The sequence below is a fragment of the Microbacterium sp. genome (assembly GCF_052099035.1).
In the GTDB taxonomy this organism is placed as follows: Bacteria; Actinomycetota; Actinomycetes; order Actinomycetales; family Microbacteriaceae; genus Microbacterium.
Map to the genome: position 1 here is coordinate 40,833 of NZ_JBQDSX010000018.1, position 15,100 is coordinate 55,932.

Here is a 15,100-nt window from a genome sequence, read left to right on the forward strand (position 1 = left end):
GGTGCTACAGCCCGCTACGTTCATCCCTTCGTCGTGCCTGTTGCGCAATCGCGCGGAAGTTCAGCGAGGATGGGTCCACCATGACCGTGACCCACCGCGTACCATTGCTCGCCCCGAGCGCGCTTGCGCAGGCACGGACAAGCAGGCGTTGGAGCCAGTACACGGCGGCAAAGGAGTATGCGCGCGCAGCAGCGGAATTGAACATTCCCGCCGCTGAACCGGACTCGCTGCGGAACTCGATTTCCCGCTGGGAACGTGGCGAGCACGCCCCCGACGAACACACCCGTCAGGTGCTACGCCGCCTCTACAACCTCACCGATGAAGAACTCGGCTTCACCAGCCGGCCACGCTTGGCCGTCACCGAAGACACGGCAGAATTGGCCGCGCGTCTGGCGAGCGCCGCTCGAGTCGACGTCGCTCTGATTGGCACATTCGACCAGCAGACCCACGCATTGCGCCTGCAAGACCGCACATTCGGTGCCGCGACGCTTCTGGACCAAATGTCCGCGCACATCCGACAGATACAAGGGCACCTCGATCATTCGATGACCCCTGCGATCCGGGTGGGACTTGCCCGTGTCCTTGCCGACGCGGGAGCGTTGGCCGGGTGGCAGGCGCTTGATGCTGGAGCGACCAGGCGGGCGTGGAAACACTTCAACCGTGCCCGAAACGCCGCCCTGGAAGCCGGAGCGCCTATCCTTTTGGCTCACGCGATCGGCGAGCAGGCATACGCCCTCCTCGAATCCAGCGACCCGCACGGTGCACTTGACGCAATCAGGCACGCAGCAGCTCTCGGGTCGCACCCGCCGCTGTTGACTGCCTGGCTGGCCGCTGCCGAGGGAGAATTCGCCGCAGCCAGCGGGAACACCGCTGAGGCCCTCCGCGCGTTCGACCGCGCCCAGAAGTTCCTGCCCGCTGATAACACCGACGAGTCGTTGCCGTTCCTCAGCTTGAACGATGCGCACCTCACCCGGTGGCGTGGCAGTGCGTTGGCCCGCCTCGGCAACCCTGAAGCCGTCGATGATCTGACCCGGGCGCTGGATACCATCGACCAAGGATCGTTCGTTCGTGCCCTCACCGGCCTTCACACTGACCTTGCCACCGCTCACGCTGTGGCCGGTGACCGGGACCAAGCCCGAACCCACATCAGGGTCGCACGGTCACTTGCAGCTCAGATCGGCTCGCAACGCCTCCTACGACGGTTGGACCGGATTCTGCTTCCCGGCGCCACTGGCCAGGACCTGTAGGAGCCCGACCAGCGAGCCCGCCCCCATCACCAGGCCCTTAGCGATCAGTTCAGGGATCACGGCAAGCGGCACCCACCGCACCACGGATGCTTCCTCTGCGTCCGAGGGGTCGCCGACGTGTTCCGCGCCATGGCCCGTGTAAATCTCATGCGGGGTGTCCACCATGCCCGGCATAGGTTGGAACTCCGCCAGACGAGACAACCGCCCCGGACGCCAGCCGGTCTCTTCCAAGGTTTCCCGCTCTGCGGTCACGCGGGGGTCTTCGTCTCCGTCGACGATTCCGCCCGGCAGTTCCCACCCCCACGCTTTGGGCACGAACCGGTACCGCCACAACATCAGCACCTGATCCTGGTCATCCAGTACGAGCGCCAACGAGACCCGTTGTAACCGCACCACGTGGTGCTCAAACCGTCGCCCGTCCGGCGGAGTGATATCGACCTTCGTCAGATGCACCCACGGGTTGTCATACAGTGATCGTTCTCCGTGCTGGACCGTCGCTAGCTCGTCCGGCGTGCCCATCGCCGAAACACCGAACTGCTCAACCTCGCCCGAACTCACCACCCCAGCCTAACCGCCGGCACCCTCACCGGAGCGAACCCGAAGTTCACAATCAGCGCGCACCATCGCGTGATCGTGCGCAACAGCCCGCATCGGCCGGTCAGTGCTGCCGCGCCCCGCGAACGGGTCTTGCCATCGATGCTGAAGAAAATCGCCGATGCACATCGAGACGCCAGACGGAGAAGGAAAGCGAAGAGGAAACAACATCAGGAAGGCTCAGGGGACGGCGCGGTCCGCTCCGCTCCCCGCACCGTCCAAACCTGGGCACAGGCGACCTGACTGCCCCTGCTGGCCGCCGCACCCGACCCGACGAACACTGCACCCTTGTCGAAACTTTCTATACTCCGTCAAGCGGTGATCTTCGACTGCGTCATCGGTGGATGGCACGAATGCTTGACTCCCGCCGGACAGCACCGTTAGATTCAACGAGTGCCGATAACAAGACGAGCTGGCTCCCTCGTTGGACTAGCACTCGCCGGGATAGCGGCCGCGGCGTCACTCGGAGGATGCGCTGCGACCGTTTCTCAGGACGAGCCGCTTGTTTCGAAGAACGAGCAGCAATGGGTAATGCCACTGGACGAGTTTGCGACATACTCCAGTCGGCTAGACAATTACGCCGAACAGTTACTCCTCGGTCAATGTCTCAACGAGCACGGTTATGAATGGGATGTTCCGTGGCAAGATACCGACTTCGTCTCACCCGCGAATTTCAACCATGTTGACATAAGGTTATTCAACGTCGAGATTGCAACGCAGTGGGGATATCAAAGTGCACCGTCATTGGACCTTGACTCGCTGGATGCGTGGCATGAATTCACTGCATGGGCAAACTCCTATGATCCGGATGCTGACTTTGTACCGGTGTTCGAGGCCTGTAGAGATGGGGTGCGGTCGCCGAAGTCAGTCGAGAATCTTGACAACCTCAACTACATCATGGGCCTGAAGATCCAGGCTGAGGATGTCACGCGCGCGGATGAGACGGTTGTTTCAGCGACCAAGGAATGGCGCACATGCCTCGTCGAAGCCGAGGTAGGCGAAATCCCCATGAGTTTCGAGGACATGCCGACGGCGCAGATGGTCGAGCGGTTCCGCACCGCGGGAGCAGCTTCTTCTGGCGGAATCTCGCCCGAGGAGATCGCAGTGGCGGCAGCCGACGCAGAATGTCGGGATTCGAGCGGTCTATCCGCAGCACGTTACGATGCGCAATGGAATGCCGAGGCGGAATTGGTCGAAGCGAATAGAGACAAGTTGGAGCGCATACGCGACGATGCCGATGAGTACAACAAGGAAGTGCTGACGACTGTTGCTGAGAACGCGCCAAGCCATTAAGCATCCAGGAGAGAGTGGCGAAGTCCAGAAAGTCTCGCGTCGACGATTCCGGATTGTGGCGGCAGCCGTCGGTGTCGTTGTTCTCGTCGCTGGCGGGTGGTGGCTTGCCTCGATTTTCCAGTCATCGGCACAACGCGAGGCAGACGCCGCTCCTCCGTCGGCGGCACCAATTGTCGCCTCGGTGAGTTCTGGGGTACTGGAATCTGAAGCTTCATTTTCAGGTGAAGTCGTGCCTGCCGTCCAAACCTCCGTAATACTGCCTGCCGCGCCAGACGCTGCGATATCGGTTGTGACTGATCGGCCAGTGGACAGCGGGGAGACCGTGGACGCGGGCGCAGTGATCACTGAGGTGAACGGTCGACCGGTCTTCGCCGTGGCTTCCTCATTCGAGTTCTACCGTGACGTCAGCGTCGGCGACACGGGACCGGATGTCAAAGCTCTCCAGAATGCTCTTGCAGCTCGAGGTTATAACGTCAGTGTCGACGGAGAATTTGGTGCGGTGACGGAGCAGGCCGTACGCGCATGGTACAAGGACAGCGGTTATGTTGTGCCGACGCGACCAGCAGCTGCACCGGACGATCCTGGACAGCCGGACGACAAAGCGATCGGGCCCATACCTGATCAGGAAGTGACATCAGCAGTGGCGGTGGTCGTGCCGAGGAGCGAGATCCTCGGCCTGACGTCCCTTCCGATTTCCGTCATTGAGGGGATCGCGGTCGGTGACAGAACAGGCGAGGACGGCGGTTCGGACATGATCGTCGGCACGCCTGAGAAGATCGTTTCTGTGGTTGCTGAACCTTCACAGTTGTCCAGTGTGGAGGTAGGGGGAGAGGTAACGATCGTGATCGGAGGAGCGGAGGTCGTTGGGCGGGTCGACTCGATTGCCGCCCCAGCAGCGAATGACGCCACCAAAGGCGACCAGGCGGACGGGAACCAGACCGAGCCCTCCTCGAGTTTGGGCACAATGACGGTCGTGAGCCAGGACGTGCCAAGCATTGATGCCGCGCTGGGGACCACTGCGAGAGTGCTGATTACGAAGGCGATCGTGCCCAGCGAGAGTCTCCTCGTCCCCGTCATCGCCGTCACCGACCGCGGAGGAGAGAACACGATCGTCATGGTGCGACGAGATGATGGCGTATTCGTCGAAGTTCCTGTTGTCGTGCTCGGGACACTTGATGGTCAGGCCGCGATTGAGCCCGTCGAGTCTGGCGCCGTGAGTGTAGGAGACGAATTGAAGGTCGGTTGACGTGTCTCTCATCAGCATAAGAGACGTATCACGTACCTACACGTCCGACGACGGCGGCCCGGATGTGAGCGCATTGCGCAGCGTGAGTTTGGAGATCACCAAAGGCGAATTCGTCGCAATCGTGGGGCCATCAGGAGGTGGCAAGAGCACGCTATTGAACATACTTGGGCTGTTGGATGAACCGTCCACGGGCGTGTATGAGCTTGACGGCGAACCGATGCAAAAGCAAAGCGGTAAGGCCGCTGCAAAAATCCGTTCCGAGCAGATCGGATTCATCTTCCAGGCCTTCCATCTTCTTGAAAAGCGCGCGGCCTCAGACAGCGTAGAGCTTGCGCTGATGTACCAAGGCGTTGATCGGGAGACGCGCAGCGAGCGGGTCCACGATGCACTGACCTCGGTCGGCCTCAGCGACAAAGCCCTCCAGGACACGTCAACCCTGTCCGGTGGGCAGCGGCAGCGTATCGCGATCGCTCGCGCCGTCGTCACCAGCGGGGCGCTGATCCTTGCCGACGAGCCGACTGGAAACCTTGACTCACACAACGCGGAACTCGTATTGGATGAGTTGGAGCGGATCAATCGAAGCGGCGCAACCGTTGTCGTCGTGACGCACGCTCCTGAAGTCGCTGCGCGTGCCGGACGCATCGTCCGAATAACCGATGGTCAGATCATCGAGGACTCTGGTCAGTCTTCGCCACGTGCCGGCTCCGTCAACGAGGCCGTGGGCGATATCACCCCCCAGCCGATGGCACAGATCCGCGGACGTGGCCGGCCCCGCCTGCTGGACATCTGTAGGGATGCGTGGGTGTCGGTGCTCTCTCGCGGGGCGCAGACCTGGGGGCAAGCGGTCGCGGTGGCTATCGCGGTGGCATTGACCATCGCCACACTCGGCCTCGCCTCGTCCGCAAGCGCCCAAGTATCAGCGACCTTTGACACCCATCTCAATCGCGAGGTTTCGGCCAGTTGGTCCGGCTCGCTGCCACACTCTCCGACGTTGAGCGAAATAGTGTCGCGCACGTCTCAGATCAACGGTGTCGCAGCTGTGGCCGCGGTCGTCGACCTCGCCGCGACGAGCGTCGGTTCTTTGACGGAAACACGACAAGTGCAGCCGCACCTCATCGCGGGTGACATCGAAGCGGCGGGACGCTTGACAGTGGACTGGGCTCCCCGGCACGACGGTGAGCTCGCACCGGGCGAAGCGCTGGTGGGTGACCTGCTGGCGAATGATCTTGAGCTCAGTGACGTCGCAGCGGCACCATCTATCACCGCAGATGGCGAGCGGTATGTCGTCGTCGGAATCATCACCGAATCACAACGCCTACCCCTCCTTCGCGGTGAAGTGCTGCTGGGTTCACCTGCCGATGTGGATCTGAGGACCGCATCAAACGTGAACGCGATCATCCTGACAACGGCGGGTGCGGCACCTCAGGTCGCGGGACAGTTGCCTGTTGCGCTGAACCCGTACCTTCCTGAGAGGCTTGTGCTGGCGGCACCCACTGATCCCACAGAACTCCGCGGGCAGATCGAGAGCGGCGTCCAAGTGACGCTGACCGCATTCACATTGCTCGCACTCCTGGTCGCCATCGCGGCTCTCGTGAACGCGACACTATTGTCGGTCAACACTCGTCGAGGCGAGATCGGCATGCGCAAAGCGCTAGGTGCCCGCGATCGTGACATCGCGTACCTCATCACTATTGAGTCAGCGTACGTGGGCATGTTCGGTGGACTCGGAGGGCTGGTCGTTGGGATGATCGCCATCCTTGCAGTGACCATCAGTCAGCGATGGAGCCCCGTGTTCGACCTATGGCTCATGCCGCTGGCGATTGTCGTCGGCCTTGCAGTCGGCGCGTGTGGCGGCGCTCTCGCTTCGGTTCGTGCATCGCGCCTGCGCCCAGCAGAGAACCTCCGCGCGTGATTCTCGACGTCAACCACCGGCTCACGAATAACCTCAGAGAATGGCGTCCGTCCGCCGGTGGTACATGAGAGCGTCACGAACACGACCGCGGCTCTACGCGAAGCGATCATGAAACTGCATCGTATCAAGACAGCAGACCCCGGTGATCTCAATCCCACTAGCGGTTCTCGTCCGGTCTCGTGCGTGTCAGTGAGGCACAGGGCCGCATACTGTCGCTACGAACCAGCGAATTGCGCCAGGTTTCAACCCATTGCGTTGCGTTTAAGGTCTGATTTAGCGCTTGTGCCGTTGTCGGTGTGCGTCGACCCACCGCGGAAATGCTCGGTCACATGATGGATCTCGCACCACTCCGCGGCGATGTCACACCCCGGAATCAGACAGTTGCGGTCACGGAGCACGATCGCCCGTCGCTGGAGCCCATTGAAGATGCGCGCAGAGGTGCCGATCGCGACGATTGCGCCCCTCTCATCGAACAGCACCCGCTGCACACCCCCAGCGCATCCGGCATGCGCGGCCGCGCCGAAGGGCACGTCGTATCCGGCGCCCTCGATCGTGGCGCGTCCGGTGCCGTTCGCGAAGTCGCTCGCACTGATCGAGACGACCAGCGTCGGCGCGGCTCCGCCCGATTGCGGCATACCGCCGGATGCTGCCGCCACACCGATGATCGTCGCGAAAGCGTCATGCCGCTTCTGCGCGTGAGTGCGGAGATCGGCAACGTGCTGCGGAGGGGACGGCACCCTGTGGTCATGCACGCCGCTCGCCGATGCGTTGGTGCCATCGTCGTCGGGGTTCGCGTCATCCGCGCCCGCGTCATCCGTGTCATCCGATGGCCGGAACTGCACTGTCCCGCCGACGGGCACATCCGGATCGACCTTCGGATTGAGCAGGCTGTCGATGAGTTTCTGCAGCTGAGCTGCCACCTCGGGCAGCAACTCGCCGCGCACGGGCACCGATCCGTCACGCAGGCGTCCGATCGTCAGATGCCGACGGCGCTTCGCCCCACGGTCGATCGGCTCCTTGCCATCGGGGTCGAGCCGATCGATGATGTGTGCCGCGAGGCCCGCGAGCTCATCCGTCGTCGGCAGGGGTGCGCGCTCAGCACCGCCATCCGGCACCTCATCGTCACCCGTAGCATCCGTCTCCAACGGTAATCCCGTCGCGAATCGGGCGAGTACGGCATCCGCCGCCAGCCGGTCGGCCGCACTAAGCCGGGCTGCTTTCTGCAGCGGTGACACGCACGCGAGGAACGCGGTCAGCGACACTTCGCCACCCAGCAGCGCCGCGGCGAGCTTGGGAAACCTCGCTGGCCGCAGGCCACCAGACGTGATGTCGAGATCGCGGTGCACGGCGGCCGCGGCCCACACGTACCGGCGGGCAGTGTGCCCATCGACGTACAGCACGCGGCGCAGCAGGTCGGCGGCATTGCGGCATCCAACCTGCGTCGTCACCCGCGCGGCACGCTCGCACTGGTCGCGCTCGACGACCCGATCCGTCGCCTCGGTTATCGCGCCATCGAGGCGGCGCTGGATGCTGCCGAGCACCTGCAGCGTCTCGATGAGCTCGCCGTCATCGACGAGTCGAACACCTCCGCGCGCGGCCGATGAGGTCATCGCGTCGGCGAGCTGCCGATCGATGCTCTCGAGTTGCCGTGCAAGGGATGTCATACCTCCATTCAACAGGGGGCCACCGACATTGAAATGCCTGGTCAGGGGTTATTCGAGAACTGTGGATAACGCTTGGAAATGGGTGGGCTGTGGAGGGAGAGTGGCTCGGTGTTCGGGCGTTGAGAGGCTTCGACTCGCTGGCGCTCGCTCAGCCCGTTTCGACTCGCTCCGCTCGCTCAACGACCCGCGGAAAGGGGGTGTTGAGCGGCTTCGGCTCGCTCCGCTCGCTCAGCCCGTTTCGGCTCGCTCCGCTCGCTCAACGACCCGCGGAAGCGGCCTTCGACAGGCTCAGGGGTCGGTGCGCTCAGTGAGCGCGGACCTTCGCCGGCGCCTCGCCGCCCTCGCTGAACGAGGGCTTCTTTCCCAGCATCCGACCGATCAGCAGCACGACCCCGACTACGACCAGACCGACAACCAACCCGGCCACCGCCGACACGAACGTCTCGCCGACCCACGCGACGACCCCACCAAGAGGCGCGAGGAAACCATGGATCCCGTGCAGCATGTCGCTGAAGAAGCTGAGCCCGACCTCGCCGAGGTTCGCCAGCAGAAGGTGCCCGCCGACCCAGAGCATTGCGACCGTGCCGACCACGCTGATGACGCGGAACACCGCGGGCATCGACCGCACGATCCGCGCACCAGCGTGTCGCACCTTGCGGGAATCGTTCTTCGCCATCTTCAGTCCGATGTCGTCGATCTTCACCAGCAGCGCGACCGCACCGTAGACGATCACGGTCATCAGCAGCGCGATCACTGCGAGGATGGCCAACGTCATCCAGATACCGAGTCCGGCGTCGAGGTTCGACAGGGAGATGAGCATGATCTCGGTCGAGAGGATGAGGTCGGTGCGGATCGCACCCCACACGAGCTTGTTCTCGTTTCGGGCGCCCTCTTCGCCGCCGTCGTGGTGGAATCCGAACCACTCGAGCACCTTCTCTGCGCCCTCGAAGCAGAGATAGGTTCCGCCGATGATCAGGAAGAACGGCAGCACCCACGGGGCGAACGCCGTCAGCAGCAGGGCGATCGGGATGATGATGATGAACTTGTTCCCGAGCGATCCGAGCGTGATCTTCATGACGACGGGCAGTTCGCGCGCCGGCGTGATCCCCTGTACGTACTGCGGCGTGACCGCAGCATCGTCGATCACGACGCCAGCCGACTTCGCGGATGCCTTCAGCGCAGCGCTGAGGATGTCGTCGACGACGGCAAGCAGACCAACCGACATGCGTCCCCCTGAGAGATGTTCAGGGAAGCAACACTACTGGCACCTCACTTGCGTCCGGTGAACTGATCCATCGACGAATACACCTTGAACACGTACCGGGCGAGGAAGTCCCAGGTGCGCGTGGGCAGCACACCGCGCAGCGCCATCGACAGCTTCACCGTCCAGGGCCGCAGCACCATGGGCGTTCCGCGCAGCATCCCGTTCCATGCTGCCGCCGTCGCGTAGCGGGGCGTCATGATCGGCGTCATCAGTGGGCCCCGCGCACCCTCGAACATGCCGGTGGAGATATAACTCGGGCAGAACGTCGTCACCTTGATGTGCCCGTGGCCGTATCCCTCGAGTTCCAGACGGACCGATTCGCTCCAGCCGATCAGCGCCCACTTGGATGACGCGTAGACGCTCATGTTCGGATTCGCCAGAGTCCCGGCGGCGGAGGCGATGTTGAGGATGCGCTTGGGGCGCGATGTGTCCGCGATCATGTCCGGCAGCACCTCGCGCGTCAGCCACATCGCCGCGAGGGTGTTGATGCGCATCGTCGCCTCGATGTCGCGCACCGGGTCATGCTCCCAGAACGGCGCCCCGCGCACGATGCCAGCGTTGTTGATGATGACGTCCGGGGTGCCGAAGTCGGCGCGGACGCGCTCCACGCCCTTCGCGATCTCCTCGCGCTGCGAGACGTCGACTCGGTATCCGCGCACGTCGACTCCGGAGCGGGAGAGCTCGGCGGCGACAGCGGTCACGGCATCCTCGTCGATGTCCCACAGCGCGACGGCGCGGGCGCGCGCGGCGACCGCACGGCGAGCGTAGATCTCGCCCATGCCTCGCGCACCGCCGGTGATGAGAACGAGAGCGTCAGTGATCGGGTTCGCAGTCATACTCACACGCTAGGCGGTCGCGGCATCCAGCCTGTCGATTGTTGTCGTTCACCGATCATGCGGGAAGCGTTTCGCGCCCCGCGGATGCTCGGAACCGACGAAACCCTTCCGATCCGGGCGTGATCATCAGGCACGCGATTGGATGCTGAGACCGGGCTTGCGCGCATGCACGGAGAAGTACCGCAAACCGTCAGCGCCAGCGAGGAAGCGGCGCTGCGACTTCGCTGGCAGCCAGACGATCCCGCCGGGTTCAAGCGCGACGGCATCCGCCTCGGTCTCGAGCGTTCCCGACCCATCGAGCACCACGATCAGCACATCCAGCGCCGGTCCGATGTGCGTCTGGATCTCGTCGCCTGCGGGCAGCACGATCACATTGGCATCCAGCCCGCGCTCGGCGGGTTCGAGCTTCCAGACGGAGCGCGCCTCGTCGGACGCGGTGAGAGCATCACCCACGATGCGCGGCAGCGCCGCGGCGGTCTCGGCATCCATCGAATTCTCCATTCCTGAGCGTTCCTCCAGAATGGCACCCGCACGCCGATAGTGCGTCAGACTTGAAGAGGCGACAAGGAGCTCACATGACTGACACCGGCACCATCACCCGCACACCCGGAACCGAGACGGCCGTCCTCGCCGGCGGATGCTTCTGGGGCATGGAAGACCTCGTCCGCCGCCAGCCCGGCGTGCTCGACACCCGCGTCGGCTACACCGGCGGCGAGAACGCGAACGCGACCTACCGCAACCACCCCGGTCACGCCGAGGCGCTCGAGATCGTATTCGACCCGACGAAGACGACGTACCGCGACATCCTCGCGTTCTTCTTCCAGATCCACGACCCCTCGACGCTCGACCGTCAGGGCAACGACGTCGGATCCAGCTACCGCTCGGCGATCTTCCCACTCAGCCCCGAGCAGGAGCAGGTCGCCCGTGACACGATCGCCGACGTGGATGCCTCCGGCCTCTGGCCCGGCAAGGCTGTCACCACGATCGAGCCGGAAGGCCCGTTCTGGGAGGCCGAGCCCGAGCACCAGGACTACCTGCAGCGCATCCCCAACGGCTACACCTGCCACTTCCCGCGCGCAGGGTGGGTGCTGCCGAAGCGCGCCGCCTGAGGCAGCGCCGGGCGGCGCGCGGCGTGAGCCAGCGCGACGGCGACTTCAGGTCGCAAATTCGGTCGGTATCCGGCGCTCAGAGCGACCAGGATTGCGACCTGAACGCCGGCGTCAGCCCGCGAACGACTCGTTCTGCACAATCGGCGTTCTCGTCGGATTCTCCACCGACCGTGCATCTGAGGTGAATGCGGCGCTCTTTGCGTGACGATGATGGTCGGATGTTCGCACCCACTCCGGCACCAGCAACCGAACCGCTCATCCAGCTCCCCATCGTGGAACCCGATGAGATGGATGAGGCGTGGGATGAGTTCGAACGCATACAAGCCGCCCTCCCGGAGTTCAGCGTGGCTTTATCGAAGAACGAAGCGAACCGTGCGCACGAGAAACTGTCGAAGGGAACCGGCCCTGTCGGTCATGCCGAAGCGCTCTGGCTGATCGTCCCCATCGTCGAGTCCCTGTTCGATGACGAGGTCGCCTCAATCGGCATCCCGTTCCACGTGCAGCTGATGATGATGTGCGAGTATCCCAGCATTCCGGAGGCGCTCGTCGTGCAAGTCGCCTTCGGCAGGAAGGCCGGGGAAGAGCATTCGAGGAAGATCGCGCGTCTCGCGGATCGCGCCCAACGTCGTGGACTGACGATCGATGAATACGTCCAGCATCTTCATGATACAGGCACCGTGCCGCGCGATCGGCTGATGCGGCTGTTCCTCGGTGAGACGCGGCGGCCGCCCAGCGACGAGCGACTTCGTCGCGCTGTCGAGGTGCTGCGCCGGACTGCCGCACTTTCGCCGGAACCCTTGCGCGGCCCTGTCCTGAGTGCGATCGCGTGGATGCAGTGGGCGCGTGGAAGGCGAGCCGTTTCGTTGGCGTATCTCGAGGAGGCGTTGCGTGTCGAGCCGCGCAGTATCCTCGCCGGCGGGCTCCGTATGCACTTCCTTCAGCGCACTCCCGCCTGGCTCACAGCCGAGGCGCAAGCCACGCCATGATGTATGATCCTTACATCATGCAGATGCAGCGTACGCAGATCTCTCTGAGCGACGAAGATCGCCGAGTGCTCGACGCGGTCGCCCAGCGCACGGGGCTCTCGATGAGCGCGCTCATCCGAGACGCAATTCACTCGACCTACGGGCGGGTCGGCGAAGACGATCGTGTGCACGCGGCGTTGCTTGCGACATTCGGTGTGGTCGACGCCGCTGCGTCGGGTGAACAGCTCGTCGATCGCCTGCGTTCTGGCGCACGACTCGCAGAGCCCGCATGATCAGCTTCGTCGACACCTCCATCCTGATCGACCACACCCGGGGTCTTCCGCAGGCCAAGGATGCGCTGATGGGGGCAACCGAGCACGGACCGCTGCATTCGAGTGAGATTGTCCGTACGGAACTGCTCGTGCTCATCCGGGATCAGGAGCTCGCAGCCGTCGGACCGCTGTGCGGCGCCATTGTCTGGCACGCTGTCGACCGGCCGGTCTCCGAACTCGCTGGCGAACTCGGGCGTCGCTGGCTTCCTTCGCACAATGGCGTCGACGCGGCTGACTTCATCATCGCGGCGACGGCCACCCTGCTCGACGCCCGGCTGCTGACGCGGAACATTAAGCACTTTCCGATGTTCCCCGGGCTCGAGGCGCCGTACTGACTTCAGGTCGCAAACTCTGTTGGTATGCGGCGCTCAGACCGACGAGAATCGCGACCTGAGACCGGGGAGACCCGGGCGTCAGCCCTCGAGCGTCTCCACATCGATGACGAAGCGGTAGCGCACATCGGATGCCAGCACGCGAGCCCACGCCTCGTTGACCTGCTCGGCCGAGACGAGCTCCACCTCGGGCGCGATGCCGTGCTCGGCGCAGAAGTCCAGCATCTCCTGCGTCTCGGCGATACCACCGATGTTCGAGCCGGCGAACGAGCGGCGTCCCCCGATGAGGTTGCCGACCTTCACGGGCAGGGCCTCCGGCGGCAGGCCGACGTTGACGAGTGTGCCGTTGAGAGCGAGCAGCTTCAGGTGGGCATTGATATCGATCGCGGCCGAGGTCGAATTGATCATGAGGTCGAAGGAGTTCCGCAGCGTGCGGAACGTCTCGGGATCCTCGGTGGCGAAGTAGTGGTCGGCACCGAGCTTCAGCGCGTCATCCTTCTTCGCGTTCGACCGCGAGAGCACCGTGACTTCGGCGCCCATCGCGTGCGCGATCTTCACAGCCATGTGCCCGAGCCCGCCGAGACCGATCACAGCAACCTTCTTGCCGGGGCCCGCGTTCCAATGCCGCAGCGGCGAGTACGTGGTGATGCCCGCGCAGAGCAGAGGAGCGGCCTTCTCGTACGGGATCGCCTCCGGAACGCGCAGCACGAAGTGCTCGGTGACGACGATCGAGGTCGAGTATCCGCCCTGTGTGATCGTGCCGTCGACGTCCTTCGCAGCGTAGGTGCCGGTCGCGCCGTTCAGGCAGTACTGCTCCTCGCCAGCCGTGCAGTTCGTGCACTGACCGCAAGAGTTCACCAGGCATCCGACCCCCACGCGGTCGCCGACGGCGAACTTCGTGACGTCGCCGCCGACTTCGGCGACGGTGCCGACGATCTCGTGGCCGACGGTCAGCGGGTAGTGCTGCGGCCCCCAATCGCCCTGCACCGTGTGGATGTCGGAGTGGCAGATACCCGCCCAGCGGATGTCGATCCGCACATCTGCGGGTCCGACATCACGGCGTTCGATGGTGCCGGTGAAGAGCGGGTCAGTGGCAGAGGGCGCGACGATGGCGGGAATCACAGTGGACATGCCTCGAGCGTAGACCGGATGCCGCGGCCGCGGCCCGTCTGCCGGAAACGGGACGCGAGGTGTCAGCTCTCGGCTTCGCCGAGGAACGCCAGCGCAGCATCCTTGAAGGCCCGTGCGCCGGGGGCGTTGAAGTGGTGCCGGTCGGGGATGGCGAAGAAGGTGCCCTGAGGTGCAGCATCCGCGAGCGCGCGCGAGCCCTCGATGACGGCATCCTGCGATCCCGTCGCGAACAGGACCGGCTGGGTCGGGGCCTTGGCGGAGTCGGGGCCGATCGTGCGCTGTTCGCGCATGCCCTCGGCCAGCGCGAGCAGTGAACGAAGATCATTGCCCTTCACGCGTTCGGTCAGCGCGATGTAGTTCTGCGTCGTGCGATCCTGCACGGGAGTGCCGTCGTCGATATATGCGCGCACCTGGTCGAGATCGAGGCGAGTCAGCGGGATGCCCTCGGGAACACCGCCGAGCACGGCCCGGGTGATTCGCTGCGGCAGGTCTCGCGCGACTTCCCAGCCCACGAACGCGCCGAGTGAGTATCCGATGTAGAACGCGTCGTCGACGAGGTAGACGTCCATGACGTTCTCGACGTCCGCCGCAAGAGTCTGCACGGCGTACGCTCCGGCCTCATGCGGCTTGTCGCTGAGGCCGTGGCCGCGCTGGTCGAGGGCCAGCACGCGGTATCCGGCGCGGGTGAGGTCGCGCACCCAGCCGGTCTGCACCCAGTTATCGCGTGCGTTCGACGCGAAGCCGTGCACGAGGACGACCACGGGCGCATCGAGATCGCCCCAGGTGTATGTCGCGAGCCGCGTGCCGTCTGAGGCGTAGACGCGCTGCGGTTCCGGCATCCGGGTCAGTTCAGACAGGAGAGCAGCCACCTCTCCATCATGCTCCTTTGCGCGCGATGGCGCTCTTGTTGGACCCGTTTCAATAACATCATCCTTGCGATGGATGCGGATGTCGGTGGTCCTGCGTACATTTGGGTATACGGAGGCGACCGGGGGGTCAAAATGTCCACGATAGGTGTCTTGCAGGACCTGACAGGATTCTTCCTGTCCGTCGGAATCGCGGGTGCGGGGATCGCGTTGCTTTGCGCGCTTGTCGCGCTGATCGCTCTTGCGCGAGGCTCGGCCGGGGTCACCGGAGGCGCCGTCGCCGTGTGGATCGGCGGAGCACTGCTGAGC

15 protein-coding genes are annotated in these 15,100 nt (G+C 64.2%); 8 read left to right on the top strand and 7 right to left on the bottom strand.

All coding sequences use genetic code 11. The annotated features are described in order from the left end of the window. The first annotated feature begins 80 nt into the window (after positions 1-80). On the top strand, positions 81-1,247 hold the full coding sequence (locus ACTIAO_RS07960; protein ID WP_441905751.1) for a hypothetical protein: 1,167 nt from the start codon (positions 81-83) through the stop codon (positions 1,245-1,247). Here the strand turns inward: ACTIAO_RS07960 and ACTIAO_RS07965 are convergent. Beyond that, positions 1,194-1,805, bottom strand: coding sequence for an NUDIX hydrolase (locus ACTIAO_RS07965; protein ID WP_441905752.1), 612 nt, complete (start codon positions 1,803-1,805; stop codon positions 1,194-1,196). The two genes, ACTIAO_RS07960 and ACTIAO_RS07965, sit on opposite strands and share 54 nt — an antisense overlap. Positions 1,806-2,372: 567 nt before the next feature. Here ACTIAO_RS07965 and ACTIAO_RS07970 point away from each other — a divergent pair. From ACTIAO_RS07970 to ACTIAO_RS07980, 3 genes are all read left to right on the top strand, one after another. After that, on the top strand, positions 2,373-3,134 hold the full coding sequence (locus ACTIAO_RS07970) for a hypothetical protein (RefSeq protein WP_441905753.1): 762 nt from the start codon (positions 2,373-2,375) through the stop codon (positions 3,132-3,134). 304 nt (positions 3,135-3,438) lie between these two features. Continuing rightward, positions 3,439-4,380, top strand: coding sequence for a peptidoglycan-binding domain-containing protein (locus ACTIAO_RS07975; RefSeq protein WP_441905754.1), 942 nt, complete (start codon positions 3,439-3,441; stop codon positions 4,378-4,380). Position 4,381: 1 nt separating this feature from the next. Then, positions 4,382-6,292, top strand: a complete 1,911-nt coding sequence (locus ACTIAO_RS07980) for an ABC transporter ATP-binding protein/permease (RefSeq protein WP_441905755.1) — start codon at positions 4,382-4,384, stop codon at positions 6,290-6,292. A 242-nt stretch (positions 6,293-6,534) separates the two neighbouring features. Here ACTIAO_RS07980 and ACTIAO_RS07985 read toward each other — a convergent pair whose 3' ends face one another. The 4 genes from ACTIAO_RS07985 to ACTIAO_RS08000 form a co-directional block, all read right to left on the bottom strand. After that, positions 6,535-7,956, bottom strand: coding sequence for a DUF222 domain-containing protein (locus tag ACTIAO_RS07985; RefSeq protein ID WP_441905756.1), 1,422 nt, complete (start codon positions 7,954-7,956; stop codon positions 6,535-6,537). Between the two features lie 304 nt (positions 7,957-8,260). Further along, positions 8,261-9,181: a DUF808 family protein gene (locus ACTIAO_RS07990; RefSeq protein ID WP_441905757.1), complete on the bottom strand. Its 921-nt coding sequence runs from the start codon at positions 9,179-9,181 to the stop codon at positions 8,261-8,263. Positions 9,182-9,225: 44 nt separating this feature from the next. Next, entirely contained in the window at positions 9,226-10,056 is an 831-nt protein-coding gene (locus tag ACTIAO_RS07995) for an SDR family NAD(P)-dependent oxidoreductase (protein ID WP_441905758.1), read from the bottom strand. A 126-nt stretch (positions 10,057-10,182) separates the two neighbouring features. Next, complete coding sequence (locus tag ACTIAO_RS08000; protein WP_441905759.1) at positions 10,183-10,545, bottom strand: cupin; 363 nt, start codon at positions 10,543-10,545, stop codon at positions 10,183-10,185. A gap of 86 nt (positions 10,546-10,631) precedes the next feature. Between ACTIAO_RS08000 and msrA the strand changes: the two genes are divergently transcribed. The 4 genes from msrA (at position 10,632) to ACTIAO_RS08020 (ending at position 12,797) form a co-directional block, all read left to right on the top strand. Next, positions 10,632-11,165, top strand: a complete 534-nt coding sequence (msrA, locus tag ACTIAO_RS08005) for a peptide-methionine (S)-S-oxide reductase MsrA (RefSeq protein WP_441905760.1) — start codon at positions 10,632-10,634, stop codon at positions 11,163-11,165. 218 nt (positions 11,166-11,383) lie between these two features. After that, positions 11,384-12,151 carry a hypothetical protein gene (locus tag ACTIAO_RS08010; RefSeq protein ID WP_441905761.1) on the top strand — a complete coding sequence of 256 codons (768 nt, stop codon included), beginning with the start codon at positions 11,384-11,386 and terminating at the stop codon, positions 12,149-12,151. Next, positions 12,148-12,423, top strand: coding sequence for a ribbon-helix-helix protein, CopG family (locus ACTIAO_RS08015; RefSeq protein WP_441905762.1), 276 nt, complete (start codon positions 12,148-12,150; stop codon positions 12,421-12,423). Before ACTIAO_RS08010 ends, ACTIAO_RS08015 begins: the two co-directional genes overlap by 4 nt. Next, a complete protein-coding gene (locus ACTIAO_RS08020; protein WP_441905763.1) occupies positions 12,420-12,797 on the top strand; it encodes a type II toxin-antitoxin system VapC family toxin in 378 nt (125 codons plus the stop codon). The genes ACTIAO_RS08015 and ACTIAO_RS08020 overlap by 4 nt, the downstream gene beginning before the upstream one ends. A gap of 78 nt (positions 12,798-12,875) precedes the next feature. Here the strand turns inward: ACTIAO_RS08020 and ACTIAO_RS08025 are convergent, their stop codons facing one another. Both ACTIAO_RS08025 and ACTIAO_RS08030 read right to left on the bottom strand, forming a co-directional pair. Next, the gene (locus ACTIAO_RS08025; protein ID WP_441905764.1) at positions 12,876-13,925 is read right to left on the bottom strand and encodes an NAD(P)-dependent alcohol dehydrogenase; all 1,050 of its coding nucleotides are present in this window, start codon (positions 13,923-13,925) and stop codon (positions 12,876-12,878) included. Between the two features lie 62 nt (positions 13,926-13,987). Further along, complete coding sequence (locus tag ACTIAO_RS08030) at positions 13,988-14,794, bottom strand: alpha/beta fold hydrolase (RefSeq protein WP_441905765.1); 807 nt, start codon at positions 14,792-14,794, stop codon at positions 13,988-13,990. Positions 14,795-15,100 lie beyond the last annotated feature (306 nt).

Excerpts from the sequence above, each read along its gene's own strand:
- ACTIAO_RS07960 (WP_441905751.1), top strand. The coding sequence starts at position 81 with ATGACCGTGACCCACCGCGTACCATTGCTCGCCCCGAGCGCGCTTGCG.
- ACTIAO_RS07970 (WP_441905753.1), top strand. The coding sequence starts at position 2,373 with ATGCCACTGGACGAGTTTGCGACATACTCCAGTCGGCTAGACAATTAC.
- ACTIAO_RS07985 (WP_441905756.1), bottom strand. The coding sequence starts at position 7,956 with ATGACATCCCTTGCACGGCAACTCGAGAGCATCGATCGGCAGCTCGCC.
- ACTIAO_RS07990 (WP_441905757.1), bottom strand. The coding sequence starts at position 9,181 with ATGTCGGTTGGTCTGCTTGCCGTCGTCGACGACATCCTCAGCGCTGCG.
- ACTIAO_RS07995 (WP_441905758.1), bottom strand. The coding sequence starts at position 10,056 with ATGACTGCGAACCCGATCACTGACGCTCTCGTTCTCATCACCGGCGGT.
- ACTIAO_RS08000 (WP_441905759.1), bottom strand. The coding sequence starts at position 10,545 with ATGGATGCCGAGACCGCCGCGGCGCTGCCGCGCATCGTGGGTGATGCT.
- msrA (WP_441905760.1), top strand. The coding sequence starts at position 10,632 with ATGACTGACACCGGCACCATCACCCGCACACCCGGAACCGAGACGGCC.
- ACTIAO_RS08010 (WP_441905761.1), top strand. The coding sequence starts at position 11,384 with ATGTTCGCACCCACTCCGGCACCAGCAACCGAACCGCTCATCCAGCTC.
- ACTIAO_RS08015 (WP_441905762.1), top strand. The coding sequence starts at position 12,148 with ATGATGTATGATCCTTACATCATGCAGATGCAGCGTACGCAGATCTCT.
- ACTIAO_RS08020 (WP_441905763.1), top strand. The coding sequence starts at position 12,420 with ATGATCAGCTTCGTCGACACCTCCATCCTGATCGACCACACCCGGGGT.
- ACTIAO_RS08025 (WP_441905764.1), bottom strand. The coding sequence starts at position 13,925 with ATGTCCACTGTGATTCCCGCCATCGTCGCGCCCTCTGCCACTGACCCG.